Genomic DNA, 25,598 nt, shown 5'->3' with positions numbered 1-25,598 from the left:
GACTTTCTCGATTAGTTTTTGAGCGATTTTCTGGTTGACGATGGTTGCAATTTGGTGGTTTTTCTTGACCAGAGAAGTCTCAGCAACAGCCATTTTTCTACAGTCTTTACAGCGGAAACGCCGTTTTCTCAATCGAATCAGCGTTTTGTATCCCGCNCACTCTAAATAGGGAATTTTTGATTCTTTCTAGAAGTCATATTTAGCCATCTGACCATGACAGCTGTAGCATTTAGGAGCAGGATAATCCAACTTCGCGATGATTTCTTTATGCGTTCCAGTATCTAGAACATCCAAGATTATGATGTTAGGGTCTTTTATTCCCAGTAAGTTTGTGATAAAATTGAACTGTTCCATAAGAGTCTTTCTAATGATGGTTTTGTCGCTTTTCATTATAGGTCATATGGGACTTTTTTTCTACAACAAAATAAGCTCCATAATCCCTAAAGTGATTTTACCCACTACAGAAATTATAGAGCCAGAATAAAAAGATTGAGCTTTTCTCAATCTTTTTTCGTTGCCCAAAAATAAAGTGAATTTTTAGGTCAGCAAAAATTAAGTCATAGTAATGTTGGTGTCAATTTTGTTTCAAAAGTATGTAATTCTATTTTCTGTATTTTAAGGTAAGGAAATATCTAATTGTGTTATAGAAAAGTTCGGCTATTTATGGTATAATAGAACGGAACGTCTACGTGATAGAATTGTATGAAAGTTTGAAAATATGAAAAAAATTATCATTAACGGTGGTCATCGTCTTAAAGGACGAGTGACTGTTTCAGGAGCTAAAAATAGTGTTGTTGCTTTGATTCCAGCTATCATTTTGGCTGATGGTTTAGTAATCCTAGATGGTGTGCCAGACATCTCAGATGTAGCAAGTTTGATTGATATTATGAAGGCTATGGGAGCTAAAGTTGAGCGTCAAGAGGACAGCCTCATCATTGATCCTCGTGGTGTTCAAAATATGCCCATGCCTTATGGTAAGATTAATAGTTTGCGAGCTTCCTATTACTTCTATGGAAGTTTATTAGGACGCTATGGTGAGGCAACGGTTGGCTTACCTGGTGGTTGTGATCTTGGTCCAAGGCCAATTGATTTGCATCTAAAGGCTTTTGAAGCGATGGGGGCGTCTGTTAGTTATGAGGGCAGTGCTATGCGTCTGGCGACAGAAAATGGGCAACGCCTGAAAGGTGCAACCATCTACATGGATACAGTAAGCGTGGGAGCAACGATCAATACCATGTTAGCTGCTGTTAAGGCAGTGGGTAGAACGGTTATTGAAAATGCAGCTCGTGAACCTGAAATTGTTGATGTAGCAACCTTGCTCAACAATATGGGAGCTCATATCCGTGGTGCAGGAACGGACGTCATTCTGATTGAGGGTGTTGATAAACTTCACGGAACTCGTCATCAGGTCATCCCCGATCGAATTGAAGCAGGGACTTATATATCTATGGCTGCTGCAATTGGTGATGGGGTGCAGATTAACAATGTTCTTTACGAACATCTGGAGGGGTTCATTGCTAAACTGGAAGAGATGGGTGTTCGTATGACCGTATCTGAAGATAGCATTTTTGTTGAAAGACAAGAAAAGCTTAAACCTGTTATCATCAAAACGGCGCCTTATCCCGGTTTTGCGACCGATTTACAGCAACCGATTACTCCTTTGCTTTTGACAACACAAGGGCGCGGTACGATTATTGATACCATTTATGAAAAACGAGTCAACCATGTAGCAGAGCTGGGCAAAATGGCTGCAAATATTAGCACGATTAGAGATCAGATTGTTTATGAAGGGCCTAATCAGCTTAAAGGTGCTGCTGTTAAGGCAACCGATCTACGGGCAGGGGCTTGTTTGGTGATTGCCGGTTTGATGGCTAAGGGGCAGACGGAAATTACGAATGTTGAATTTATCCTACGAGGCTATTCAAATATCATTGAAAAATTGACTGATTTAGGGGCAGATATTCGTCTGATTGAAGAGTGAACTATCTTTAGAAAAGAGGAAAACAGAGATGAATCTCTGGACAAAATTTGCGGTCTACAGTGTATTTGAGACAGAGCGACTTATTTTGCGACCACCACTTTTTACAGATGCTGAGGATTTTCATGATATTGCTCGTAATCCTGAAAATTTACAATTTATCTTTCCTGTGCAGACTAGTCTAGCAGAAAGTCAGTTTGCTTTGGCAAATTATTTTATGAAGCAACCCTTGGGAGTTTGGATGATTTGCGAGAAAGAAAGCCAGCGGATGATTGGCTGTATTAAATTTGAAAAGTTAGATGAAGTAAAAAGAGAAGCTGAGCTTGGTTATTTTTTGCATAAAGACTATTGGGGGCAGGGGCTTATGACTGAATGCCTACGTGAGCTAGCTTTTTTATCTTTTCAAGTGTTTGAGCTAAAGGTTCTTAGGATCATTACGCACCAGGAAAATATTGCTAGCCAAAAAGTAGCGAAAAAGAGTGGATTTAAGCTCTCTCGTCACTTTAAGGGGAGCGACCGCTATACGCGGAAAATGCGAGATTATTTAGAGTTTCGTTTGGAGAAGGAACAATTTCATGAGTAAGCACCAAGAAATTATTGATTATCTTGAAAATTTGCCAGTGGGTAAGCGCGTCAGCGTGCGCAGCATTTCAAATTTTTTAGGTGTCAGCGATGGAACAGCCTATCGAGCTATTAAAGCGGCTGAAAATCTAGGTCTAGTAGAAACTCGTCCGCGAAGTGGGACGGTTCGCGTCAAGCAGAGTAAGGAAATTTTGCAGCATCTGACCTATCATGAAGTGGCGCAGGTTACAGGATCTGAAGTTTTAGCTGGTCATGCAGGACTTGAAGGGGAATTTTCACGCTTTCTGATTGGAGCAATGGAGACAGATAGTGTCGTTCATTACTTGACTGATAGTGGTTTGGTCATTGTTGGAGATCGGACAAGTGTCCAGCTTTTGGCCTTGGAGCATGCCAATGCTGTTTTGGTAACAGGTGGTTTTAAGGTCTCTCAGAGTGTATTAGAGCTGGCTAACCGCCTCTCAATTCCAGTATTGCGTAGCTCGCATGACACTTACACGGTGGCTCGAACGATTAATCACGCCTTGTCTAATATGCAAATTAAGACCGACATCATCAAGGTGGCGCAGGTTTATCGTGATAGTCAGAGTTATGGCTTTTTGAAAGATACGGATACGGTTCGTGATTATCTCAACTTAGTCCGAAAAAATCGTTTTAGCCGTTTTCCCATCATCAATCAGCATCAAGTCGTAGTAGGGGTGGTGACTATGCGTGATGCAGGTGATAAATCACCAGATTTGTCTTTGCATCAGGTTATGACTAAGTCGGTTTTCACGACATCACCCAAAGATAGTTTGGCCAATGTTAGTCAGCAAATGATTGCTGAGGATTTTGAAATGGTGCCTGTTATTCGTGGGAATGGCACACTTTTGGGTGTTCTAACTAGACGCGATGTTATGGAGCAGATGAACCAGATTCAGACTTCTAATTTGCCGACTTTTAGCGACCAAATCATTCATAAATTGGATAGTAAGGACAGTAAGTTTTCTTTTTTGGTTGAGCCTTTCATGCTAGAAAGCAATGGTGCCCTAGCTAGTGGTGTCTTAACAGAGATGTTAACTACGGTGACTCATCAACTGATGCGCGATAAGGGGAAAAATCTGATTATTGAGCAGTTAGTGCTTTATTATTTACAAGCTCTACAGTTAGACGAGGTTGTTCATTTGGAGCCAACAATTGTGCGTCAGACTAGACGTTCTGCTATTATTGATTATCATCTGTATCGAGAACAACAGTTAGTAGCGAAAGCAACGATTACAGTAAAGATTAATTAAAAGAAAGGAAAGTATGATTACTTTAAAATCACAACGTGAAATTGATTTAATGGATAAAAGTGGAGATTTTCTGGCCAGTGTTCATCTCGGTCTGAGAGAGCTGATTCAGCCGGGGATTGACATGTGGGAAATCGAAGAATATGTCCGCAAACGCTGTAAGGAAGCCAATGCTCTGCCCTTGCAAATCGGTGTAGAGGGTAGCGTCATGGACTATCCTTACGCAACTTGCTGCTCCTTGAATGACGAAGTAGCGCACGCTTTCCCCCGTCACCAAAAGCTGGTCGAGGGCGACCTCATCAAGGTAGATATGGTTTTGGGTTTGGTGGACAAGGCAGAATTGGACGTTTCTAAGCTCAATTTTGATAATGTTGCGCAGATGAAGCAGCACACAGAAAATTTCCGTGGCGGCATGGCCGATTCTTGCTGGGCTTATGCGGTTGGTGAAGTTAGTCAAGAAGTCAAAGACCTCATGGCAGTGACCAAGGAATGCCTCTATCGCGGCATTCAGGCGGCGCAAGTTGGCAATCGGATTGGCGATATCGGCGCAGCCATTCAAGAATACGCCGAAACACACGGCTACGGTGTGGTGCGTGATTTGGTCGGACACGGTGTTGGACCGACCATGCACGAGGAACCTATGGTGCCGCACTACGGCCGTGCTGGACGTGGCTTGCGTTTGCGCGAAGGCATGGTCTTGACGATTGAGCCCATGATTTCGACAGGCACTTGGGAAATTGACACCGACTTTGAAACGGGCTGGGCGCACAAGACCTTAGATGGCGGTCTATCTTGCCAGTACGAGCACCAATTTGTGATTACCAAAGACGGTCCGGTCATTTTGACCAGCCAAGGCGAGGAAGGAACTTATTAAGAAAGATGAAAAAGATTGTTAAAATGGTAAGGCAAAATCACTTTTTACAGTCTTTTTTGTCTTTTTATAAGCAGGCCGAGACTGATATTACCAGCATTGCAGTAGCCTACTACATGCTGATTTCGATTTTTCCCCTGCTCTTGATTGTGGCAAATATCCTGCCTTACTTTCATATCAAGGCCGATACGCTCCTGCAGATTTTACAGGATAATCTGCCCGATACGCTTTATCAGACCGTGGCAAAAATTGTGAAGAGCGTGCTGACTCAGCCTTCGTCGGGCTTGCTCAGCTTTTCCATTTTGTCAGCTCTGTGGAGCTTTTCGCAAAGTCTTTCTTTTCTGCAAAAGGCTTTCAATAAAGCCTACGGCGTGGGAAAGGACCGCAGTTTGATTTGGAACCGATTGTTTGGCTTGATTGTCAGCTTCGGCCTGCAAATCCTTTTTGCTCTGTCGCTCCTTTTGACCATGTTCAGCCGGACGCTGCTGACCCTGCTCCACAATTTTTGGGATTTCGACGATAGCTTTTATCAGCAACTCTCGACCATGACCCAGCCGACCATTTATCTGGTGCTCTTCCTGTCTCTGGTCATGCTCTATTTTTTCCTACCTAATGTCAAAATTCACAAGCTGCGCTATGTGCTACCAGGGACAGCTTTTGTTCTGGTCGTCATTTTCAGCCTTATGCATTTGTTTTCAGTCTATATTGACAATTACATGAACCACTTTATCGATGCTCGCTTTCTGGGCTCGGTAGTGACCGTTGTTATCATGGTCTGGTTTATTATTATTTCCAAAATCCTGATTATTGGAGCCATTCTAAACGCTAGCTACCAAAGTTGCCACGAAGACCAATTTGAAACGCGAAGCGGGCAAATAATTTCTTTAGTCAAAAAGGGAAAAGGTAAAAATTAATTTGGATGAAGGCAATGTCAATGAAAATAAAAAAACTCTATATTATCGGTAGATAATATAGAGTTTTCGCTGTTTGATTAAATAAACCGACAAGATATCATTGAAGTAATTATCCACCCTGAGAGAATCGAACTCCCATCTCAAGAACCGGAATCTTACGTGATATCCATTACACTAAGGGTGGCGACCACATTAGTATAACATATCACAAAAAAATTGGCAAGTAGAAAAATATTAGGTAGTGCTTTTCATTTGGAGAAAACAGTAATTACATGATACCCTCTTAGAGAACTAATTTATTGTTATTGATAACAGAACTTTGGTAGAAAATTAAACTTTAAATTTCTGACTGAGAACATTGTTCTATCCTTTTTAGCAGCTTGCCAAATGCTCAAAAATCTGCTAAAATAATAGTCATAATTAAATATTGTCCGCAAGACTAGTAACCTAGGGGAAGTTTGACAGGGAGAGGCGCCGTGACTGAGAGCTCCTTAGATGAAAGCTAGGCGAATTCACTTGCCCAAGGACGAGGAATTAAGGTCTGGTTTCCAGACAAAAACGGATGGTACCGCGTGTCAACGCTCCGCTTGTGAGTGTTGCTGCGCGGTTTTTTGTTTGAAAAATAATGAGGAGAAATCATGTCAACGATTGAAGAAAAATTGCAGGCTTTGCGGGAAGAAACCCTGTCAAAACTGAAAGAACTAAAGTACGAAAATGCTAAAGAAATGCAAGATTTGCGCGTTTCTGTCCTAGGGAAAAAAGGCTCCCTGACCGAAATTCTCAAAGGCATGAAAGATGTCTCTGCCGATATGCGTCCCGTTATCGGCAAGCATGTCAACGAAGCGCGTGATATTCTGACCCAGGCCTTTGAGGAAACAGCTCAGTTTCTAGAAGAGCAAAAGGTAGCGGCTCAATTAGCCAACGAACGGCTGGATGTGACCCTGCCCGGACGCAAGGTGGCAGCGGGAAATCGTCATGTGTTGACCCAAACCAGCGAAGAAATTGAAGATATTTTCATCGGTATGGGCTACCAAGTGGTGGACGGCTTTGAGGTAGAGACGGACTATTACAATTTTGAGCGCATGAATTTGCCTAAGGACCACCCAGCGCGTGACATGCAAGACACATTCTACATCACTGAGGAAATCCTCATGCGTACCCACACCAGCCCTGTCCAAGCGCGGGCAATGGATGCTCACGATTTTAGCAAGGGGCCGCTCAAGATGATTTCGCCAGGACGCGTTTTCCGTCGGGATACGGACGATGCGACCCACTCCCACCAATTCCACCAAATCGAGGGTTTGGTTGTTGGAGAAAATATTTCTATGGCGGATTTGACGGGGACGCTGGAACTCATCATCAAAAAGATGTTTGGAGAAGAGCGCAGCATTCGCCTGCGTCCAAGCTATTTCCCATTTACCGAGCCGTCAGTTGAGGTTGACGTTTCCTGCTTCAAATGCGGCGGAAAAGGCTGTAATGTCTGCAAGCAGACCGGCTGGATTGAGATCTTAGGAGCTGGTATGGTGCACCCTCATGTCTTGGAAATGAGCGGAATTGACAGCCAGAAATACTCAGGTTTCGCCTTTGGTTTAGGGCAGGAACGGATTGCCATGCTCCGCTATGGAATCAACGATATTCGTGGTTTCTATCAGGGAGATGTCCGTTTCTCAGAGCAGTTCAAATAAAGAATTAATAACATGTTGATAAGAGTCAAGGAAAATCAAGCAGCGCTTCTCCGCGAATTGGAGATTGAAACCTATCAGGAGACCTTTGGTCCTTACATCGATGACGCCGATATGGAGCATTATTTTGCCCATGAGCTGTCGCTTGCGACCATTGAAAAGGAGCTGAAAGACCCTCAGTCTGAGACCTATTTTGTGCTCAAGGATGACCAAATCGCTGGTTTTCTCAAGTTTAACTGGGGGCAGGCGCAGACCGAGCAGCCAGACTTGGACGAGCCTTTTGAAATTCATCGGATTTACGTCCTGCAAAAATATCATGGTTTGGGCTTGGGCAAGGAAATGTTCGAGTTTGCCTTGGCAGAGGCTGAAAAGCGTGGCTTTGCTTGGGCCTGGTTAGGTGTCTGGGAAAAGAATTTCAAGGCGCAACATTTCTATTGGAAATACGGATTTGAGCGCTTCGGCGAGCACCAATACGCCACAGGAGACAAGGTTGATACCGACTGGTTGATTGGAAAAAAGTTGACTTAAGCATGGGGAATCATAAAAAGAGGAAAAATAGATGTTAGTAAGTTATAATTGGTTAAAAGAATTGGTTGATGTGGATGTGCCAAGCAGCGAATTGGCTGAGAAAATGTCAACCACAGGGATTGAAGTAGAGGGCGTGACGTCGCCAGCTGCCGGCTTGTCAAAGATTGTCGTCGGTGAAGTCCTATCTTGCGAGGATATTCCAGAAACGCACCTGCACTTGTGCCAAGTAGATACGGGCGAAGGCGAAGCGCGACAAATCGTCTGCGGAGCGCCTAACGTTCGCGCGGGTATCAAGGTTATCGTGGCGCTGCCCGGTGCTCGCATTGCCGATAATTACAAGATTAAAAAGGGGAAAATCCGTGGCTATGAGTCTTTGGGCATGATTTGTTCGCTGGCTGAGCTGGGGATTTCCGATTCAGTGGTGCCTAAGGAGTTTTCAGACGGTATCCAAATTTTGCCGCAAGAAGCGGTCAATGGGGAAGCAGTTTTCAGCTATCTAGATCTTGACGACGAGATTATCGAGCTTTCGATTACGCCGAACCGTGCGGACGCCCTGTCCATGCTGGGTGTGGCGCACGAAGTGGCAGCGATTTATGACAAGGAAGTCAAGTTTAAAGATTTCCCTTTGGTAGAAAGCGAAAAAGCGACTGCTGAGCACTTGTCAGTAGCGATTGAGACAGAGAAAGCGCCTTTTTATGCGGCACGGATTTTAGAGGATGTGACCATTGCGCCTAGTCCTCAGTGGCTGCAAAATTACCTCATGAACGAGGGCATTCGTCCCATTAACAATGTGGTCGATGTGACCAACTATATCTTGCTTTATTTTGGCCAACCCATGCACGCCTTTGATTTGGACACCTTTGAGGCGGAGACAATCGTTGTGCGCGAGGCGCGTTCTGGTGAGAAGTTGGTGACGCTAGACGGCGAAGAACGCGAGCTGGAAACCAGCGATTTGGTCATCACAGTGGCTGATAAGCCTGTGGCTCTGGCTGGGGTCATGGGCGGAGCCGACACCGAGATTTCTCATACTTCCCGCCGCCTTGTGCTGGAAGCTGCTGTCTTTGACGGCAAGGCTGTGCGCAAGACCAGCGGACGTTTGGGGCTGCGTTCGGAGTCGTCATCCCGCTTTGAAAAAGGCATCAATCTAGCAACAGTCACTGAGGCGCTTGATGCGGCAGCCAGCATGATTGCGGACCTGGCTGGCGCGACGGTTTACAAAGGCAGTGTTTCTGCTGGCCAACTTGATACGGCTGATACCCAAGTTTCGACGAGCTTGGCAGATGTCAATCGTGTCTTGGGAACGGAGCTGGTTTACAACGATATTGAGGAGATTTTCCGCCGTCTAGGCTTTGGACTTTCTGGCAATGCGGAGCATTTTACTGTCAGTGTGCCGCGTCGTCGTTGGGACATCCGTATTCCAGCGGATTTGTTTGAAGAAATCGCGCGGATTTATGGCTATGACCGTCTGCCTGTGACCCTGCCACAAGATGCGGGAACGGCTGGCGAATTGACTGCGACCCAAAAATTGCGGCGCAAGGTCAGAGCGACTGCCGAGGGAGCAGGCTTGACCGAGATTATCTCCTACGCTTTGACAACGCCTGAAAAAGCAGTCGAGTTTAGCCTAGCGCCGTCTCATCTGACCGAGCTCATGTGGCCGATGACCATTGAGCGTAGCGTCTTGCGGCAAAATATGATAGCAGGTATGCTGGACACCGTCAGCTACAATGTTGCGCGCAAACAAAAAGATTTGGCTCTTTATGAAATTGGTAAAGTATTTGAGCAAAAGGGCAATCCTAAGGAAGAGCTACCGCATGAAATCAACAGCTTTGCCTTTGCTCTGACGGGCTTAGTCAGTGAGAAGGATTTCCAAACGCCAGCAGTACCTGTTGATTTCTTCTATGCCAAGGGGATTATTGAGGCGATTTTCGACCGGCTCAACCTGCAAGTGGACTATACGGCTGATAGTAGCTTAGCTAGCATGCACCCTGGGCGTACCGCATTGATTTCCCTCAAGGGGCAAGTGGTCGGCTACGTCGGGCAAATTCACCCAGCGACAGCTAAGAGCTACGATATTCCAGAGACTTATGTGGCTGAGCTTAATCTCTCGGCTATTGAGGAAAACTTGGAAGCCGCGCAGCCATTTTCCGACATCACCAAATTCCCTGCGGTAACCCGCGATGTGGCGCTGCTCCTTGACGCCAAGGTCAGCCACAAGGAAGTGGTGGAGGCAATCCGCGCTGCGGGTGTCAAGCGACTGACGGACATCAAGCTTTTCGACATTTTCTCTGGGGAAAAATTGGGCGTGGGCGTCAAGTCAATGGCTTACAGCCTGACCTTCCAAAATCCAGAAGCAACCCTGTCCGACGAAGAAGTCGCCAAGTACATGGAAAAAATCCAAAAATCCCTGATTGAAAAATTGGGCGCGGAAGTGCGGTAAATTAAGATATGAGCCCGTTAAGAAAACGAGAGAAAAATAGAAATTGTGACAACGGAGCCTCAAGCTCCTAGGAACAATTATCTTTTTTCCGAAGTTTTTAGGGCGAGTTCAGTTACATAAGATACAAGGGCGTTGGCAGAGACATCTGCGACTAGCAGCTAAAACCTTGTTTCTTGGTAGAAACTATCTGAATGTTGGGTAAAGAAGCCATAGACCTACATAACACATCCAATGCCAATAGCTATGGACTGAATTACCAAAAGACAGGAAAAGAGCTGATGAGCCAAGACGAGATAACGGTTATGGATGACAGTAAATGTATTTTTCAGCTTCGAGGTGTAAGACCGTTTTTATCAGATAAATTCGATATTACAAAGCATAAGAATTACAAGCTCTTGGAGGACTATGATAAAAAGAATGTGTTTGATATAGAAAACTATATTAAGAGAAAAGGCAAAGTTAAGCTTAATAGAAATACAGTAATTACAAGATTGTAATATTTTCTGTTATAGCTTTATGTGGCATGGGGTATATTTGGTATAATAAAACAAATTTGGATTTATCGGGGTATGAGTTATAAAATTTCATGAGTTTGGAGATAAAAATTTTCCGCATATATTATTGATACATAGTGGGGGTAATTCTTGGTGGAATTATCTTAGGCAAGCTTGTATGCTATCAGACGAGTACCATGTGATTTTACCAACTCTTGATGGACATGGAGAAGAATACCAAAAAGATTATATCTCAACTGAATATTCAGCACAGATAATAATGGATTATATAAAAGATAATTGTGGTGGGAAGTTGTTTGCATTAGGTGGTGTTTCTCTAGGAGGACAAATTGCGATAGAGTTATTATCATTAGATGATAATATAGCTCAGAAAGCAATAATAGATGGCAGTATTTGTATACCTCAGCCTAGATTGGCAAAAATTTGCATAATAATTGTAAAACTCTTTGGAAAACTTATGTTTAGCAAATCGGTAAGTAAAATGCAGCTTAATCTAATGAAAAAAATATACCCTAAAATGGCATATCCAAAAGAAATAGAAAACTGTTATATGGAAGATATGCCAAGACTTCCTATGAAGACACTAGTGACAATGTATAGAACATATATGGCGAAATATAGATTGAAAGATTCTATTGCAAAGAGCAAAGCACAGGTTTTATATATTTACGGTGAAAAAGAAATGGACTGTGTCAAGCAATCAGCAAAATTGTTTCAAAAAATGCATCCGGATTGTACTCTTTATGAAGCTAAAGGTTACAATCATGGATATTTATCAGCTTATTTACCTTTAGAATGGATGGAACTGGTTAGTCCATTTTTGAAAAATGGTGAACTGAAATCAGGTAAAGATATTTAAAAAATGCCAGTTTGTCGAACTGAATATAAGATATTAAAGACGATAGAAAAGCAACATCTATCGTCTTTTTTAATGCCTATTTTCAATTTATATTGCGATCAATAAATAGGGAAAACTCGCAGAGAAGCTAACTAGTATTTTAGATGCCTCTCACTAATATATACACGACAAAATGCTAATTCCCTTAAATATGTTACAGAAAGTAAAGGAGAAAAGATGATAAGGATAAGAAGCCCTACTTAATAGACAACTAAATATACAAATACTTGGCGATTGGAATTAACTTTTCAGTCGCTTTTTTAATTGGAGGAAAAAATGGTTAAAGAAATGATTAATATCAATGCCAACCTGTTAAAAGAACCTACTTTTGGAACTTTTACAAGAGGTGATGAAGAGGTTCAAGTTGTAAATTTTGCTCTTTCGAAAGGATATGGAAAAGGTAGAGAATATATCAACTGTGCAGCCTATGGCAATAAATCTGAAGTAGCTAAGGAATTTTCAAAAGATGATTCCATTCATGATGTGTATAGGAAACTAGTTGACATGGAAGAAAAATAATTTACACGTTAAGATTTTTAGATAGTCAATCGTTTTAGGTTGACTATTTTTTGTTATAATATTCTTATGAACAACATGATTAAATCAAAATTGGAATTGCTGCCTGCGAGTCCGGGCTGCTACATTCACAAGGACAAGAATGGGACGATTATTTATGTCGGAAAGGCGAAAAATCTGCGTAATCGGGTGCGTTCCTATTTTCGTGGCAGTCACGACACCAAGACAGAAGCTCTGGTGTCCGAAATCGTTGACTTTGAATTTATCGTCACCGAGTCTAACATTGAAGCTCTGCTATTGGAAATCAATCTCATTAAGGAAAACAAGCCCAAGTACAATATCATGCTCAAGGACGATAAGTCCTATCCCTTTATCAAGATTACCAATGAAATCTATCCCCGTCTCATCATCACGCGTCAAGTCAAAAAGGACGGTGGGCTCTATTTTGGTCCTTATCCGGATGTGGGCGCCGCAAATGAAATCAAACGGCTCTTAGACCGCATTTTTCCTTTTAAGAAATGCACCAATCCACCTGAAAAAGTCTGTTTTTACTATCATATCAACCAGTGTCACGCCCACACTATCTGTCATGTTGATAGTCAATATTTTAAAAACATGGCACAAGATGTTGCCAACTTTCTCAAAGGGCAGGACGACAAGATTATTGAGGACTTACGCGGGAAAATGGCTAGCGCTGCGGAACAAATGGAGTTTGAAAAGGCAGCGGAATATCGGGATTTATTGCAGGCTATCTCAACCCTGCGTACCAAGCAGCGAGTTATGGCAAAAGACCTGCAAAATCGGGATGTTTTTGGCTATTTTGTTGATAAGGGCTGGATGTGCGTACAGGTCTTCTTTGTTCGTCAAGGAAAATTGATTGAGCGCGATGTCAATCTCTTTCCTTACTACAATGACCCTGACGAGGATTTTCTAACTTATATTGGACAATTTTACCAAGAGAAAGCCCATCTGGTTCCCAATGAGATTTTACTGCCCAGCGACATTGACGCAGAAGCGGTAGCGGCTTTGGTAGACACAAAAGTTCTCAAACCTCAGCGGGGAGAAAAGAAGCAGCTGGTCAATCTAGCGACAAAAAATGCGCGGGTCAGTCTTCAGCAGAAGTTTGATTTGCTAGAGAAGAATTTGGAGAAAACGCAAGGTGCGATTGAAAACTTAGGGACTCTCCTCAATATTCCGACCCCTGTTCGGATTGAGGCTTTTGATAATTCCAACATTATGGGAACCAGTCCGGTCTCTGCTATGGTCGTTTTTGTCAATGGTAAGCCCAGCAAGAAAGATTATCGTAAGTATAAGATAAAAACAGTTGTCGGACCAGATGACTATGCCAGCATGCGGGAAGTCATCAAGCGTCGTTATAGTCGCGTCATGCGTGACGGGCTTACTCCGCCTGATTTGATTGTCATCGACGGGGGGCAAGGGCAAGTCAAGATTGCTAAAGAGGTAATTCAAGAGCAGTTAGGGCTGGATATTCCTATTGCAGGTTTGCAGAAGAACGAAAGACACCAAACCCATGAGCTACTCTTTGGTGAACCTTTGCAAGTAGTGGAATTGTCGCGTAATTCGCAGGAATTTTTCCTCTTGCAGCGCATTCAAGACGAGGTGCACCGCTTTGCCATTACCTTCCACCGACAACTACGCTCTAAAAATTCCTTTTCTTCAAAGTTGGACGGCATTGAAGGGCTTGGACCGAAGCGCAAGCAATATCTGATGAAGCATTTCAAGAGCTTGACCAATATCCAAAAGGCTAGTGTGGACGACATTGCCGCTATCGGACTTCCCAGAAAAGTCGCAGAAGCGGTCAAGGAGAAATTATCGCAGTAAATAAACTTATTCGTCTCAGCCCTACTAAAAATCCTAGTCCTATATAATGTTTGACAAAGAAAAAGTGGTACGCTATAATGTACATAAATAGGTGAAGAAAATGGTTACAGTATCTGTAAGTAATTTTAGAAAAGATGTTTTCAGTATGATTGAGAACACGATTAAGTATAATGAAACTTTAAATATTACGACAAAACAAGGTAATGCGGTAGTATTGAGTGAGGAAGAATATAATGATCTGATTGAAATGGTGTATATTCAGTCTATCCCTCATTTAAAAGAGGATATTTTAGAAGCAATGGGAACTCCGACATCTGACTTTATTCCAGAAGAAGAGGTTGATTGGTGAGTTATAAGATTGTTTATTCTAAAAAAGCAGTATCTCATATTCAGAATTTGAAATCTACCAAGTTAGATAAAAAAGCAAAGAACTTGATAGAGCTTTTGAAAGAGAACCCCTATCAAACACCACCTAGCTACGAGAAGTTACTGGGTGATTTAAGTGGCGCTTATTCTCGGAGAATTAACCTGAAACATAGGCTAGTCTATCAAGTTGATGAGAAAGAAAAAGTAGTCAGAATTTTGAGTATGTGGTCTTATTATGAGTTTTAAGATGACGTTATCGTTATTAGACGATTAGGAAAAATTGCAGAAGTGTTTCAAAGAGGAACTAACAAAAAACAAATAAAGGAGGAATTAAAGTCTACATTCCTCTTTTTTCTAACAAAAAATACCTGCAAGCTCTTTCAAAAAATGGTACAATAGAGTTATCATATGTAGTAGAGGAAGTATTTTATGAAATTTTTAGAACTCAATAAAAAACGTCATGCGACCAAGCATTTTAATGATAAAGCAGTAGATCCAAAAGATGTTCGCACGGCGATTGAGATTGCGACTTTGGCTCCAAGTGCTCATAATAGTCAGCCTTGGAAGTTTGTCGTGGTGCGGGAGAAAAATCAAGAGCTTTCTGAGATTGCTTTTGGTGGAAATAAAAATCAAATCAAAGAAGCGCCTGTTACCATTGCTTTGTTTGCTGATACAGACCTTGCTCAGCGTGCGCGCAAGATTGCCCGTATTGCTGGGGTCAAGAATATGTCTGATGAACTCCTGCAATACTATATGCAAAACCTGCCAGCCGAGTACAGTCATTTTACAGAGCAGCAAAAGAGTGATTATCTGGCTCTCAATGCTGGTCTGGTAGCTATGAACTTGGTTCTGGCTTTGACTGACCAAGGGATTGCTTCTAATATCATTCTTGGTTTTGATAAGTCTAAGGCCAACCAAGTTTTGGAGATTGATGAGCGTTTTCGTCCTGAACTTTTGATTACGGTGGGCTACAGTGATGAAAAATTAGAGCCAAGTTATCGTTTGCCAGTTGATGAAATTATTGAAAAACGTTGATTTTATAAAATGAAAGGAAAAAAGATGACGATTGATTTTAAAGCAGAAGTAGAAAAGCGCCGCGAGGACATGTTGGCAGACTTGTTCAGTCTCCTTGAGATTAACTCTGAGCGTGACGACTCTAGAGCCGACAAGGAACATCCTTTTGGACCTGGTCCCGTCAAGGCCTTGAAGAAGTTTTTAGAAATTGCGGCGCGTGACGGCTATCCGACCAAGAATGTTGACAACTATGCAGGGCATTTTGAGTATGGCGAGGGTGAGGAAGTCTTGGGAATTTTTGCCCACATGGATGTGGTACCTGCTGGAAACGGTTGGGAGACAGATCCTTACGCGCCGACGATTAAAGACGGCAAACTGTATGCTCGTGGAGCGAGCGATGACAAAGGTCCGACTATGGCTTGCTATTACGGCTTGAAAATCATCAAGGAATTGGGCCTGCCGACCTCTAAAAAAGTGCGTTTTGTTGTCGGAACGGACGAAGAGTCTGGCTGGGGTGATATGGACTATTACTTTGAGCATGTTGGGCTTAAAGAGCCAGATTTTGGCTTCTCTCCTGACGCTGAATTTCCAATTATCAACGGCGAAAAGGGGAATATAACCGAGTATTTGCATTTTGCGGGAGAAAATAGCGGAGCTGTCCACCTGCATAGCTTTACTGGCGGGCTGCGTGAGAATATGGTGCCTGAGTCTGCGACTGCGGTTGTTTCTGGACAGTTGCCAGCGGATTTGGTTGACCAGTTAGATGCTTTTGCCAAAGAAAACCAAGTGAAATTTAGCTATAGAGACTTGGCAGACAGTCAGCTTGAATTGACAATCGTTGGAAAATCCGCTCACGGAGCGTCACCACAGTCTGGCGTCAACGGGGCGACCTATCTGGCGCGTTTCCTCAATCAATTTGACTTTGCAGGAGCAGCCAAGGATTACTTAGTAATCGCTGGAACAGTTTTATTTAACGATCATGAAGGTCAGGCGCTTGGTGTTGCTCACGTTGATGAAAAAATGGGCGCTTTGTCCATGAATGCTGGGGTTTTCCGCTTTGATGATAGCGAAGATGACAACACGATTGCACTGAATTTCCGCTATCCAAAAGGAACGGATCCTGAACTAGTCCAAGCAGAGTTAGAGAAATTGCCAGTTGTCAAGGTGACACTTTCTAAGCATGGTCATACCCCACATTATGTACCAATGGAAGATCCACTTGTATCAACTTTGTTAGATGTTTACGAGCGTCAAACAGGTCTCAAAGGTCATGAACAGATTATTGGTGGTGGAACATTTGGTCGTCTGCTCAAGCGTGGCGTGGCTTACGGTGCCATGTTCCCCGGTTATACGGATACCATGCACCAAGCCAATGAATTTGTGGATGTTGAGGATTTGTTCCGCGCAGCAGCGATTTATGCTGAAGCGATTTACGAATTGATTAAATAAAAATGAAGCTCGTTTGGCTTTGCCAAATGAGTTTCTTTGCAGGTGGGAAATATGGACAGATTAGCAGAAATTACCAAAGCCATTATGGCTGACCCAGAAAATAAACGTTTTACTGAGCAGGGGATTGAGCCGCTTTTTGCAGCGCCAAAGACTGCTCGGATCAATATTGTCGGTCAAGCACCGGGAATTAAGGCGCAAGAAGCGCGGATTTACTGGAAGGATAAGAGCGGCGAGCGTTTGCGAGAGTGGCTGGGCGTTACGGACGATGTTTTTTACCATTCAGGCATGTTTGCGGTTCTGCCTATGGATTTTTACTATCCTGGCAAGGGCAAATCAGGCGACTTACCGCCACGAAAAGACTTTGCGGCCAAGTGGCATCAGCCGATTTTGGATTTGTTACCAGATATTGAGTTGACCATTTTGATTGGGCAGTATGCTCAGAAATATTATTTGCAGCAAAAAGGGGAGGTCAAGCTGACAGACACGGTGGAGCATTATCAAAACTACTTACCAGACTTTTTTCCGCTTGTTCACCCTTCGCCGAGAAATGGGATTTGGCTGGCTAAGCACCCCTGGTTTGAAGAGCAAGTTGTGCCAGATTTGCAGAAAATAGTAGCAGCCATTTTAAAGAAATGAGGAGAATATGGTTTCAGAAATTAGTGCAGAGGATTTTTATCAGAAAGTAGAAAAAGAACATTTGGCTCTTATTGATGTGCGCGAGCAGGATGAGTTTGAGTGTGGGCATGTCGCGGGCGCGCAAAATCTTCCTTTGAGCACTTTGCCAGAGCATTATCAAATTTTGGACAAGAAGCAACATTATTATGTCATATGCAAAATGGGCGGGCGTTCCGCCAGAGCTTGCGACTTTCTCACTTCAAAAGGCTATCAAGTCACCAACGTCCAAGGCGGAGTGGATGCTTATCGAGGAGAGTTGGTGGAATGAAAAAGATAGCAGTTTTAGGGCTTGCTTTGTTAGCTTTAACTGCTTGCTCAAATGGTGCAAGTAAAACAAATGCGAGTGAGGGAGGTAAATCCAGTATTTCCAGCGAAAAACAGGCAAGCTCCTCGCAGAAGACCCCCCCTTCAACCGACAGCAAAGTCCACCACAATGGTTCTTACTATTATGTGGACGGCAAGTATGGTCAGGTTGTGGTTGTCAATAAGCGCTATCCTTTGTCCAGTGATTATAATCCTGGCGAAGATGCGACGGCAAAGGCTGAGTTGCTCAAGTTGATTGCGGCCATGCAGGCAGAAGGATTTCCGATTAGCGACCAGTACAGCGGCTTTAGGAGCTATCAGACTCAGACTTCGCTCTATCAAGATTATGTCAATCGTGACGGAAAAGCAGCAGCAGATCGTTATTCAGCGCGTCCGGGCTATAGTGAGCACCAGACTGGCTATATGCCTGAGCAATGGCATTTACGTTATATTGGGCAAGAAGCGCAGGATATTGCCGATTCAGGGCTTTCTTTGGAAGAATATTACGGCTTTGCAGGCGGCGATTATCAATAATAGGTAAGGTGGCAGCAATGAGTAAATATTTTGTAATTGGTGATGTGCATGGCAAGTTTGGCATGTTGCAAGAACTTTTGAAGTATTGGGATGGAACGAGCCAACTTGTTTTTTTGGGTGATTTGATTGATCGCGGTGAGGATAGCAGATCTGTTTTGACCTTGGTTTGTGACTTGGTAAAAAATCACAATACAATCTGCCTTGCAGGTAATCATGAACATATGTTTAAGGCTTGGTTAGATAATCCAAGTGAATGTTATGATCATTATCGTCGCAACGGCGGTGACACGACTATCAATTCCCTTTTAGGACGACCTTTAAATACGAATGTCAAAGCAATTGCAGATGCACAACGTGTACGAGAAACTTGTCCTAATCTTGTAGAATTTATTTATAGTCTTCCTTATGTCTATGAAACGAATAAGTACATTTTTGTTCATGCGGGATTAGATTTGAAATTGGCTGATTGGCATGATACATCTGATTATGACAAAGTATGGATTCGTCAGCCTTTCCATAGTGGTCAAAATAAAACGGGAAAAACGATTGTTTTTGGGCATACACCGACTTTTTATCTATTTGGAGAAAGACCCGGCACAGAAAAGCTCTGGCAAACAGCTGATGGCAAAATTGGTATGGATGGTGGTGCTGTTTATGGTGGTGTGTTGCATGGACTATTGTTAGATGATGAAGGCATTCGAGAGCGTCACTTTATTCGATACATTTAGCAGAGGACGATTAACTTAGTAAGCTATTAGTAAAAGAAAAGGAGCTATAATCATGAACCTGAAACCGATAACATTGAAAAATGGTGTAACCTTAAGAAACCCTCTTGTCATGGCACCAATGACTGTTCAGCTCAGCTATTTTAATGGGCATGTAACAGGTGATGAAATCCGCTATTATGCTAATCGTTCGCACGATGTGGGAGCTGTTATTACTGCGGCAGCCAATGTTCAGGCAATCGGTAAGGGCTGGCAGGGCGAATTGGGGATTTATGATGATGAATTTTTACCAGAACTCAGCCAATTAGCACAAGCAATTCAAGCTGGTGGCGCTAAAGCCATTGTGCAGCTATTTCACGCAGGACGAATGACTGATAGCAGCGTCCTTAATGGTCGGCAGCCTGTGTCAGCTAGCGCGATAGCAGCAGAACGCCCGCAGGCAGAGCTTCCACGCGCCTTGAGTGAGAAAGAGATTTGGGATTTGATTGAAGATTTCAAGGCAGCTACTCGTCGTGCCATTGATGCGAGTTTTGACGGTATTGAACTTCACGGCGCTAATACCTATATTATTCAGCAGTTTTATTCGCCTCACTCCAATCGTCGCAAGGATGAATGGGGTGGTAGTCGTGAGAAACGTTTCCACTTTATTGATACCTTGATTGATGAAGTACTGACTACTGTTTCGACTTATGCTAAACATCCTTTTATTGTTGGCTATCGTTTTTCACCTGAGGAATTTGAAAAACCTGGTTTGCGAATGGCGGACACTTTTTATCTAGCAGATAGGTTGGCAGAAAAAGGGCTTGACTATCTTCACTTATCAACCAACGATTATCAGCGTCGCCCTATTGAAGAGGAATATCAAGAAAAAACAATCCTTGCTTATGTAGCTGAACGTTTAGCAGGACGACTTCCCTTAATCGGAGTTGGTTCTGTGGAAAAACGTCAGCAAGTTGAAGAAGTGCTAGAACTGGCAGATTTAGTAGCAGTTGGGCGCAGCCTGTTACACGACCCTGATTGGGGCAAAAAGATTTTAAATGATCAAGAAACGGCAGATTTGAGGAAATTACCTATCGCCATTGATGACTATGGTAAGCAAGGCATCTGGAATTTTGTGCAGGCCATCCGTTTAGATAAAAATTTGTAAATGAAACTTAAAGAGCTGGATGACTCCAGCTCTTTTTATAATTATTATATTTATTTACCAGCAATATCTTTGACATCATCAATCATCAGTTTAGTAGATTCGAGTCCACCGCCACTGAGATACCAAAGGTCAGAAGTTAAGTTTACAATCGCTTTGTTCTTACCGGCATTAGTAGCTTGAATAAGCGCATTGTCTAAAATACCTTCGTTAGATGAATTATCTCCACCGATTGCTAGCGTACGGTTAAGAGCAAAGATAATATCAGGGTTGATTTCACTGATGCTTTCAAAGCTCATTTCTTGACCGTGACGAGAATCTTCGATTTTTGTATCAGTTGCCTTGAAACCGAGTGTAGAATAGAGGAAAGCGAAGCGTGATTTAGCGCCAAAGGCAGACATAGATCCTTCATTAAGCATAAGGGTTAAGGCCTTTTTGTCAGATGCTTTGTTCTTATCAGCAATATCTTTGATACTTTTATCTAGGCTAGTCAGTTGTTTTTTCGCTTTTTTGGTTCCCTCTTCGCCAAAAATGCTTGCTAAACTAAGGATATTTGTTTTTGTTGAATTCCAATAGTCTTTATTATCAGATTTGAAAAGAACGGTTGGTGCAATTTCTTTAAATTGATCAACAAAATCAGCTGTGCGCCCAGAAGCAATAATGAGATCTGGTTTGAGAGCAGCAATAGCTTCCATGTCAGGATCTTTCATAGTTCCAACATTGGTCACCTTCTTTGCCAAATCCTTCAGATAAGCTGGGACGGTTTCAGTTGGCATACCTGCAAGGCTACTTTCTTTTCCAAGTGCACGGATAGTATCGGCTGCTCCTAAATCAAAAGTTACAATTTTTTTAGGATTAGCTGGAACAGTTACGTCACCATTGCTTGTTTTTATGGTAACTTCTGTTGCAGCTGCTGAACTTGAACTGGAAGTGCTGCTACTTGTCGTTTTGCTGGTATTTTTAGCACCACAAGCTGCTAAAACAAAGATAGCAACAAGGGCTAATGTTGATAGAAGTAGAGTTTTAAATTGTTTTTTCATTGATATTTTCCATTTTAAAATAATATATTATTAACGATAGATACAGATACGGGTTCCATCAATTTCTCCTATGGTCATTTCCATATCGTAAAGAGGGTTGAGGATCTGAGTTTGCATCATGTCATAGGTGCTTCCTTGTGCAAAAACCTTTCCGTCTTTAAAAGCGACCATTTGGTCAACATACTGGCTGGCAATATTGATGTCGTGAATGACAATGATGATGGTCTTGCCCAACTCATCGACTAGGGAACGCAGAATCTTCATCATACCGATGCTTTGCTTGATGTCAAGATTATTGAGCGGCTCATCTAGTAAAATAAAGTCTGTGTCCTGTGCTAGAACCATTGCAATAAAAACTCGCTGAAGCTGCCCACCTGATAAAGTATCAATCATACGTTCACGAAGCTCTAAAATATTTAGATGACGAAGAGCCAGCTCTATCTTTTCATGATCTTCACTGGTTAATCTGTCACGGCTATAAGGGAAACGTCCAAAACTAACTAGTTCCTCTACTGTCAACTTGGCTTGATAGTTTATTTTTTGTTTAAGGATAGTTAATTCTTTAGCTAATTCTTTGGAATTCCAAGCTTCGATCTCTGTCCCTTTTATGGTTAGGATTCCTTGATCTTTGTCTAACAAACGACTCATGATGGCAAGCAGGGTTGATTTGCCCGCTCCATTTGGGCCGATAAAAGCGGTAAATTTTCCAGTCGGAATTTGTAGTTCAATATCATCAAGGATGAGAGTTTTGCCAAAAGATTTATGAATATTGACTAGTTTCATGTTTGATTTGCCCTCGCTTTCTGGTACAAAAGATAAAAGAAGAAGAGTCCGCCCAAAAGCTCAATGACTGAACTAACGGAGACCTGAAGCCGAAAAACACGCTCAACAATCATTTGTCCAAAAAGGAGACTGACAAAACCTAATAGACTGGCAACTATGAAAAGAGTGCGGTGCTGATACTCGGCGACTAAGATGTAAGTTAGATTGGCAATGAGAAAGCCAAAGAACATCATAGGGCCTACCAGAGCGGTTGTTGTTCCTGTCAGAAGAACAATAGCCCAAAGGATTCTCTTTTGTTCTTTTTCGACCTCAATTCCTAAAACTTGTGCAGTTTCCTTATCCAAATGAAATGCATTAAGTATGGCATTTTTTCGCCAAAGATAAACCACTGCTAATAAAATAATCGGCAGTGCTAGTAGCAAAATACTCGTATTGATGCGCTGAAATGAGGCAAATAGCCGTCCCTGAAGCTTATCATACTCGTTTGGATCCATCAAAACTTGTAGAAAAGTGCTGACACTCCGAAAGAGAGTTGCTACGGTCATGCAGATCAAGAGAATCAAAACGAAGCCTTGTTTTAGCAATTTCTTGATAACAGGTTGCAGCAGGAGGAAAAAGAAAGCTAACAAACTTAGAATCAAGATAAATTGACCAAGGGCTGGAATAGTTTCTCCTAAAAAGCGAGCAGCAATGAAGAAATAGAGACTTTGCAGAAGAACATAAAAACTTTCAAGTCCTAGAACACTAGGAGTTAAAAAACGATTTTCCGTGATCGTTTGAAAACTGATTGTTGCAAAACTGCTGGCAACTGCGACCAGTATGTAAGCGACTAATTTCCAACTGCGTAATTTGAGAGAGTAGGGGGTCAGTGGCGTTTTAGAGAGGAAAAAATAGAAACAGACTGCAAGAATGCTTAAGAAAATGAGCCCTAAAATCCATATTCGAGTAGCTGGTTTTATCTTAGGCATGACGCTGACCTCCTTTCCAAAGCAAGATTAGGAAAATGATACTGCCTAAAATACCTAAAACTAAGCTAACAGATAACTCATAAGGACGAATGACTAAGCGTGCTACAATATCGCAAACCAACACCAGACATGCTCCTATTAATGCAATGCTGCCCTTGACCCGCTTGATATTGTCACCCCAGAATTGCCGCACTAGATTGGGAACAATAACGCCTAAAAAGGGTAAGGAACCTACTGTAATCATGGTAACACTAGTGGTCAAGGCAACAAGAAAGAGCGTTAGTTTTTCCATCTGGCTATAAGAAATTCCTAAACTCTGGCTGGTGTCTTCACCAAGTTTCATAATAGTAAAGACATCTGCCAAGATCCAAGTGGCTACTAAGATGATCAAGCTAAGAAAAAGCCATTCGTATTGATGACGCTGAATCATGGCAAAAGACCCTTGCGTCCAAGAGGTCATGCTCTGTACTAGATTAAAACGAAAGGCAATTAACTGCGAACTAGCGCTTAAAATTCCACTAAAAATCATCCCCACCAAAGGAAGTAACCATTTTTCTGAAAAGGATAAATTTCGTATGGAATAGATAAATATCATGGTAAAGAACATGGCTGAAATAAAAGCGCTAACCATCTTTTGTAGCAGGGTAGCCTGCGGGAAAAGAAATAGGCTGATGATCATCCCTAGTCTAGCCGCATCAACAGTTCCAACCGTAGAAGGTGCCGCAAAGGGATTTTGCGTGACAGTTTGTATAAGAAGCCCCGCAATACTCATACTAGAACCAGCCAAAATAATACTGAGCGTTCGAGGAAGACGTGATTCCTGAAAAAGGGTCCAAGTCTCGGAGTGTCCCCTAAAAAGCATGTCCCAAGAAAAATTACTGGCACCAATGGTCAATGACACAAAAATCAATAGCGAAAGCAAGAACCAAAGCGGCAAGGTGCGTTTTAACAAGTCCCTATCAACTCCCCTCATCTTTTTATTGTGGATAGCTACACACATATAGTAGAGTAACAAAAATAACACCTACTGTCAATAAATTTTCTGACAATTTAATTTTTCTGACAATTTCTGAAATTTTCAAAGATAATTTGGATAAAATCCGCCAAGAGACACAATTAGGAATAGCGTATTTCCGTAATTTTTGCTATACTAATAAGTATATAAAATTCATAAAAGTAGGAAAACTATGTCTAAAATTAAAATTGTGACAGACTCTTCTATCACTATCGAGCCACAAGTTGTAAAAGATTTAAATATCACTATTGTTCCCCTTTCTGTTATGGTGGATGGTGTGCTTTACTCAGATGCTGATCTCAAAGAAGAAGGAAAGTTTTTACGCCTTATGCGGGAAAGTCAAAACTTACCCAAGACAAGCCAGCCCCCAGTTGGTGTTTTTGCCGAGATTTTTGACAGCTTAGCTGAGGAAGCTGACCATATCATTGCCATTCATATGTCTCATGCCTTGTCAGGGACGGTCGAGGCGGCTCGGCAGGGGGCTAATCTTTCAGGGGCTTCTGTGACGGTTATTGATAGTAGCTTTACTGATCAAGCTATGAAATTTCAGGTAGTGGAAGCAGCACGTCTGGCAAAAGAAGGAGCAGATTTAGCAACCATTTTGGCACGAATTGAAGAAGTAAGAAAGAAATCAGAGCTTTATATTGGCGTCTCTACTCTAGAAAATCTTGTCAAAGGTGGTCGTATTGGGCGCGTGACGGGATTATTGAGCTCTCTTTTGAATATTCGTGTGGTTATGCAGATGAAAAATCACGAACTACAGCCTATTGTCAAAGGGCGGGGAGCGAAAACCTTTATTAAGTGGTTGGATAATTTGATTGAAAATCTCAAAACAAAAACTGTGGCAGAGATTGGAATTTCATATGCAGGAACCAGAGAATTGGCTGATACGATGAAAGCAAAATTGCAGCCAGTGGTAGAAAAGCCTATTTCTGTTCTTGAAACTGGTTCAATCATCCAAACACACACAGGTGAGGATGCATTTGCTGTCTTAGTTCGTTACAAATAAGCTAAAATTTCTATTGATAGCTTAAAATATCCTGAAAAAACTAAAAAATTGTCATTCTCGCTTGACCTATCGCTATTTTTAAGATATGATAATAATTGTTGGAGCGAGAGCTCACAAAAAAATTGGAGGATTTGTTTAAATGGCAAACAAACAAGATTTAATCGCAAAAGTGGCAGAAGCTACTGAATTGACTAAAAAAGATTCTGCAGCAGCAGTTGATGCAGTTTTTGCAGCTGTAACAGAATACCTTTCAAAAGGTGAAAAAGTTCAACTTATCGGTTTTGGTAACTTTGAAGTTCGTGAACGTGCAGCCCGCAAAGGTCGCAACCCACAAACTGGTAAAGAAATCGAAATCGCAGCTTCTAAAGTACCAGCTTTCAAAGCAGGTAAAGCTCTTAAAGACGCTGTTAAATAATTGCAAAAGAAAAAGCCTGTCACATCAACGCATGACGTTGGGTGATGGGCTTTTTGTGTCTTTTAGGACATGAAGTTAAAAATTTTAGTAATACCTTCACGCATTTTCTTTTGTGAGAGTTAAAAAC

General features: G+C 42.2%; 25 protein-coding genes, 1 tRNA gene and 3 pseudogenes. 23 read left to right on the top strand and 6 right to left on the bottom strand.

Annotated features, from left to right (window positions below):
* A pseudogene (locus A3I3_RS10065) lies at positions 1-354 on the bottom strand (transposase family protein); the annotation flags it as partial.
* Between the two features lie 364 nt (positions 355-718).
* Here A3I3_RS10065 and A3I3_RS0101430 point away from each other — a divergent pair.
* Genes A3I3_RS0101430 through A3I3_RS0101410 form a run of 5 tightly spaced genes read left to right on the top strand, consistent with a single transcriptional unit; the run spans position 719 to position 5,613 of the window.
* The gene (locus A3I3_RS0101430) at positions 719-1,981 is read left to right on the top strand and encodes a UDP-N-acetylglucosamine 1-carboxyvinyltransferase (RefSeq protein WP_018370959.1); all 1,263 of its coding nucleotides are present in this window, start codon (positions 719-721) and stop codon (positions 1,979-1,981) included.
* A 28-nt stretch (positions 1,982-2,009) separates the two neighbouring features.
* Complete coding sequence (locus tag A3I3_RS0101425) at positions 2,010-2,561, top strand: GNAT family N-acetyltransferase (protein ID WP_018370958.1); 552 nt, start codon at positions 2,010-2,012, stop codon at positions 2,559-2,561.
* On the top strand, positions 2,554-3,831 hold the full coding sequence (gene spxR, locus A3I3_RS0101420) for a CBS-HotDog domain-containing transcription factor SpxR (RefSeq protein WP_018370957.1): 1,278 nt from the start codon (positions 2,554-2,556) through the stop codon (positions 3,829-3,831). The genes A3I3_RS0101425 and spxR overlap by 8 nt, the downstream gene beginning before the upstream one ends.
* A 13-nt stretch (positions 3,832-3,844) precedes the next feature.
* Entirely contained in the window at positions 3,845-4,702 is an 858-nt protein-coding gene (locus A3I3_RS0101415; RefSeq protein ID WP_018370956.1) for a methionyl aminopeptidase, read from the top strand.
* Positions 4,703-4,707: 5 nt separating this feature from the next.
* Entirely contained in the window at positions 4,708-5,613 is a 906-nt protein-coding gene (locus A3I3_RS0101410) for a YihY/virulence factor BrkB family protein (protein WP_018370955.1), read from the top strand.
* A 112-nt stretch (positions 5,614-5,725) separates the two neighbouring features.
* Here the strand turns inward: A3I3_RS0101410 and A3I3_RS0101405 are convergent.
* A tRNA-Arg gene (locus A3I3_RS0101405) sits at positions 5,726-5,797 on the bottom strand.
* A gap of 454 nt (positions 5,798-6,251) precedes the next feature.
* Here A3I3_RS0101405 and pheS point away from each other — a divergent pair.
* From pheS to A3I3_RS0101325, 16 genes and pseudogenes are all read left to right on the top strand, one after another.
* Positions 6,252-7,298 (top strand): phenylalanine--tRNA ligase subunit alpha, encoded by a 1,047-nt coding sequence (gene pheS / locus A3I3_RS0101400; RefSeq protein WP_018370954.1) that lies wholly within the window; start codon positions 6,252-6,254, stop codon positions 7,296-7,298.
* Positions 7,299-7,310: 12 nt separating this feature from the next.
* Positions 7,311-7,823, top strand: a complete 513-nt coding sequence (locus tag A3I3_RS0101395; RefSeq protein WP_018370953.1) for a GNAT family N-acetyltransferase — start codon at positions 7,311-7,313, stop codon at positions 7,821-7,823.
* 31 nt (positions 7,824-7,854) lie between these two features.
* Entirely contained in the window at positions 7,855-10,260 is a 2,406-nt protein-coding gene (gene pheT / locus A3I3_RS0101390) for a phenylalanine--tRNA ligase subunit beta (RefSeq protein WP_018370952.1), read from the top strand.
* A gap of 194 nt (positions 10,261-10,454) precedes the next feature.
* A pseudogene (locus A3I3_RS10060) lies at positions 10,455-10,757 on the top strand (conjugal transfer protein TraG); the annotation flags it as partial.
* Positions 10,758-10,836: 79 nt separating this feature from the next.
* Positions 10,837-11,634 carry an alpha/beta fold hydrolase gene (locus tag A3I3_RS0101380; RefSeq protein WP_026129801.1) on the top strand — a complete coding sequence of 266 codons (798 nt, stop codon included), beginning with the start codon at positions 10,837-10,839 and terminating at the stop codon, positions 11,632-11,634.
* Between the two features lie 315 nt (positions 11,635-11,949).
* Positions 11,950-12,153: pseudogene (locus tag A3I3_RS0101375) on the top strand (hypothetical protein); the annotation flags it as partial.
* A gap of 105 nt (positions 12,154-12,258) precedes the next feature.
* Entirely contained in the window at positions 12,259-14,031 is a 1,773-nt protein-coding gene (uvrC, locus tag A3I3_RS0101370; protein WP_026129800.1) for an excinuclease ABC subunit UvrC, read from the top strand.
* A gap of 100 nt (positions 14,032-14,131) precedes the next feature.
* Positions 14,132-14,380 carry a type II toxin-antitoxin system Phd/YefM family antitoxin gene (locus A3I3_RS0101365; protein ID WP_018370947.1) on the top strand — a complete coding sequence of 83 codons (249 nt, stop codon included), beginning with the start codon at positions 14,132-14,134 and terminating at the stop codon, positions 14,378-14,380.
* On the top strand, positions 14,377-14,643 hold the full coding sequence (locus A3I3_RS0101360) for a Txe/YoeB family addiction module toxin (protein ID WP_018370946.1): 267 nt from the start codon (positions 14,377-14,379) through the stop codon (positions 14,641-14,643). The genes A3I3_RS0101365 and A3I3_RS0101360 overlap by 4 nt, the downstream gene beginning before the upstream one ends.
* A 183-nt stretch (positions 14,644-14,826) precedes the next feature.
* Positions 14,827-15,432: a nitroreductase family protein gene (locus A3I3_RS0101355; RefSeq protein WP_018370945.1), complete on the top strand. Its 606-nt coding sequence runs from the start codon at positions 14,827-14,829 to the stop codon at positions 15,430-15,432.
* Between the two features lie 24 nt (positions 15,433-15,456).
* Positions 15,457-16,860: a dipeptidase PepV gene (gene pepV, locus A3I3_RS0101350; protein ID WP_018370944.1), complete on the top strand. Its 1,404-nt coding sequence runs from the start codon at positions 15,457-15,459 to the stop codon at positions 16,858-16,860.
* Positions 16,861-16,911: 51 nt separating this feature from the next.
* A complete protein-coding gene (locus A3I3_RS0101345; RefSeq protein WP_018370943.1) occupies positions 16,912-17,496 on the top strand; it encodes a uracil-DNA glycosylase family protein in 585 nt (194 codons plus the stop codon).
* Positions 17,497-17,503: 7 nt separating this feature from the next.
* A complete protein-coding gene (locus tag A3I3_RS0101340; RefSeq protein WP_018370942.1) occupies positions 17,504-17,803 on the top strand; it encodes a rhodanese-like domain-containing protein in 300 nt (99 codons plus the stop codon).
* On the top strand, positions 17,800-18,372 hold the full coding sequence (locus A3I3_RS0101335; protein ID WP_018370941.1) for a M15 family metallopeptidase: 573 nt from the start codon (positions 17,800-17,802) through the stop codon (positions 18,370-18,372). Before A3I3_RS0101340 ends, A3I3_RS0101335 begins: the two co-directional genes overlap by 4 nt.
* 17 nt (positions 18,373-18,389) lie before the next feature.
* Positions 18,390-19,100 (top strand): metallophosphoesterase, encoded by a 711-nt coding sequence (locus tag A3I3_RS0101330; protein WP_018370940.1) that lies wholly within the window; start codon positions 18,390-18,392, stop codon positions 19,098-19,100.
* A gap of 52 nt (positions 19,101-19,152) precedes the next feature.
* Positions 19,153-20,244: an NADH-dependent flavin oxidoreductase gene (locus A3I3_RS0101325; RefSeq protein ID WP_018370939.1), complete on the top strand. Its 1,092-nt coding sequence runs from the start codon at positions 19,153-19,155 to the stop codon at positions 20,242-20,244.
* 50 nt (positions 20,245-20,294) lie between these two features.
* Here the strand turns inward: A3I3_RS0101325 and A3I3_RS0101320 are convergent, their stop codons facing one another.
* The 4 genes from A3I3_RS0101320 to A3I3_RS0101305 are packed head-to-tail and all read right to left on the bottom strand — an operon-like array spanning position 20,295 to position 24,005.
* Positions 20,295-21,281: a siderophore ABC transporter substrate-binding protein gene (locus A3I3_RS0101320; RefSeq protein ID WP_018370938.1), complete on the bottom strand. Its 987-nt coding sequence runs from the start codon at positions 21,279-21,281 to the stop codon at positions 20,295-20,297.
* Positions 21,282-21,311: 30 nt separating this feature from the next.
* Positions 21,312-22,064, bottom strand: a complete 753-nt coding sequence (locus A3I3_RS0101315; protein ID WP_018370937.1) for an iron ABC transporter ATP-binding protein — start codon at positions 22,062-22,064, stop codon at positions 21,312-21,314.
* A complete protein-coding gene (locus tag A3I3_RS0101310) occupies positions 22,061-23,032 on the bottom strand; it encodes an iron chelate uptake ABC transporter family permease subunit (RefSeq protein ID WP_018370936.1) in 972 nt (323 codons plus the stop codon). The genes A3I3_RS0101315 and A3I3_RS0101310 overlap by 4 nt, the downstream gene beginning before the upstream one ends.
* Positions 23,025-24,005, bottom strand: coding sequence for an ABC transporter permease (locus A3I3_RS0101305; protein WP_026129799.1), 981 nt, complete (start codon positions 24,003-24,005; stop codon positions 23,025-23,027). Before A3I3_RS0101305 ends, A3I3_RS0101310 begins: the two co-directional genes overlap by 8 nt.
* Before the next feature lie 214 nt (positions 24,006-24,219).
* Here A3I3_RS0101305 and A3I3_RS0101300 point away from each other — a divergent pair, with 214 nt between their 5' ends.
* Both A3I3_RS0101300 and A3I3_RS0101295 read left to right on the top strand, forming a co-directional pair.
* Positions 24,220-25,056 carry a DegV family protein gene (locus tag A3I3_RS0101300; protein WP_018370934.1) on the top strand — a complete coding sequence of 279 codons (837 nt, stop codon included), beginning with the start codon at positions 24,220-24,222 and terminating at the stop codon, positions 25,054-25,056.
* Between the two features lie 139 nt (positions 25,057-25,195).
* Positions 25,196-25,471, top strand: a complete 276-nt coding sequence (locus A3I3_RS0101295; RefSeq protein WP_018370933.1) for an HU family DNA-binding protein — start codon at positions 25,196-25,198, stop codon at positions 25,469-25,471.
* Positions 25,472-25,598 lie beyond the last annotated feature (127 nt).

This window comes from Streptococcus massiliensis DSM 18628, from assembly GCF_000380065.1.
GTDB classification, from domain to species: Bacteria; Bacillota; Bacilli; order Lactobacillales; family Streptococcaceae; genus Streptococcus; species Streptococcus massiliensis.
The sequence above is the reverse complement of the archived record's forward strand: the minus strand, read 5'-3'. Positions and strand labels throughout refer to the sequence as shown.

Excerpts from the sequence above, each read along its gene's own strand:
- A3I3_RS0101430 (WP_018370959.1), top strand. The coding sequence starts at position 719 with ATGAAAAAAATTATCATTAACGGTGGTCATCGTCTTAAAGGACGAGTG.
- A3I3_RS0101425 (WP_018370958.1), top strand. The coding sequence starts at position 2,010 with ATGAATCTCTGGACAAAATTTGCGGTCTACAGTGTATTTGAGACAGAG.
- spxR (WP_018370957.1), top strand. The coding sequence starts at position 2,554 with ATGAGTAAGCACCAAGAAATTATTGATTATCTTGAAAATTTGCCAGTG.
- A3I3_RS0101415 (WP_018370956.1), top strand. The coding sequence starts at position 3,845 with ATGATTACTTTAAAATCACAACGTGAAATTGATTTAATGGATAAAAGT.
- A3I3_RS0101410 (WP_018370955.1), top strand. The coding sequence starts at position 4,708 with ATGAAAAAGATTGTTAAAATGGTAAGGCAAAATCACTTTTTACAGTCT.
- pheS (WP_018370954.1), top strand. The coding sequence starts at position 6,252 with ATGTCAACGATTGAAGAAAAATTGCAGGCTTTGCGGGAAGAAACCCTG.
- A3I3_RS0101395 (WP_018370953.1), top strand. The coding sequence starts at position 7,311 with ATGTTGATAAGAGTCAAGGAAAATCAAGCAGCGCTTCTCCGCGAATTG.
- pheT (WP_018370952.1), top strand. The coding sequence starts at position 7,855 with ATGTTAGTAAGTTATAATTGGTTAAAAGAATTGGTTGATGTGGATGTG.
- uvrC (WP_026129800.1), top strand. The coding sequence starts at position 12,259 with ATGAACAACATGATTAAATCAAAATTGGAATTGCTGCCTGCGAGTCCG.
- A3I3_RS0101365 (WP_018370947.1), top strand. The coding sequence starts at position 14,132 with ATGGTTACAGTATCTGTAAGTAATTTTAGAAAAGATGTTTTCAGTATG.
- A3I3_RS0101355 (WP_018370945.1), top strand. The coding sequence starts at position 14,827 with ATGAAATTTTTAGAACTCAATAAAAAACGTCATGCGACCAAGCATTTT.
- pepV (WP_018370944.1), top strand. The coding sequence starts at position 15,457 with ATGACGATTGATTTTAAAGCAGAAGTAGAAAAGCGCCGCGAGGACATG.
- A3I3_RS0101345 (WP_018370943.1), top strand. The coding sequence starts at position 16,912 with ATGGACAGATTAGCAGAAATTACCAAAGCCATTATGGCTGACCCAGAA.
- A3I3_RS0101340 (WP_018370942.1), top strand. The coding sequence starts at position 17,504 with ATGGTTTCAGAAATTAGTGCAGAGGATTTTTATCAGAAAGTAGAAAAA.
- A3I3_RS0101335 (WP_018370941.1), top strand. The coding sequence starts at position 17,800 with ATGAAAAAGATAGCAGTTTTAGGGCTTGCTTTGTTAGCTTTAACTGCT.
- A3I3_RS0101330 (WP_018370940.1), top strand. The coding sequence starts at position 18,390 with ATGAGTAAATATTTTGTAATTGGTGATGTGCATGGCAAGTTTGGCATG.
- A3I3_RS0101325 (WP_018370939.1), top strand. The coding sequence starts at position 19,153 with ATGAACCTGAAACCGATAACATTGAAAAATGGTGTAACCTTAAGAAAC.
- A3I3_RS0101320 (WP_018370938.1), bottom strand. The coding sequence starts at position 21,281 with ATGAAAAAACAATTTAAAACTCTACTTCTATCAACATTAGCCCTTGTT.
- A3I3_RS0101315 (WP_018370937.1), bottom strand. The coding sequence starts at position 22,064 with ATGAAACTAGTCAATATTCATAAATCTTTTGGCAAAACTCTCATCCTT.
- A3I3_RS0101310 (WP_018370936.1), bottom strand. The coding sequence starts at position 23,032 with ATGCCTAAGATAAAACCAGCTACTCGAATATGGATTTTAGGGCTCATT.
- A3I3_RS0101305 (WP_026129799.1), bottom strand. The coding sequence starts at position 24,005 with ATGAGGGGAGTTGATAGGGACTTGTTAAAACGCACCTTGCCGCTTTGG.
- A3I3_RS0101300 (WP_018370934.1), top strand. The coding sequence starts at position 24,220 with ATGTCTAAAATTAAAATTGTGACAGACTCTTCTATCACTATCGAGCCA.
- A3I3_RS0101295 (WP_018370933.1), top strand. The coding sequence starts at position 25,196 with ATGGCAAACAAACAAGATTTAATCGCAAAAGTGGCAGAAGCTACTGAA.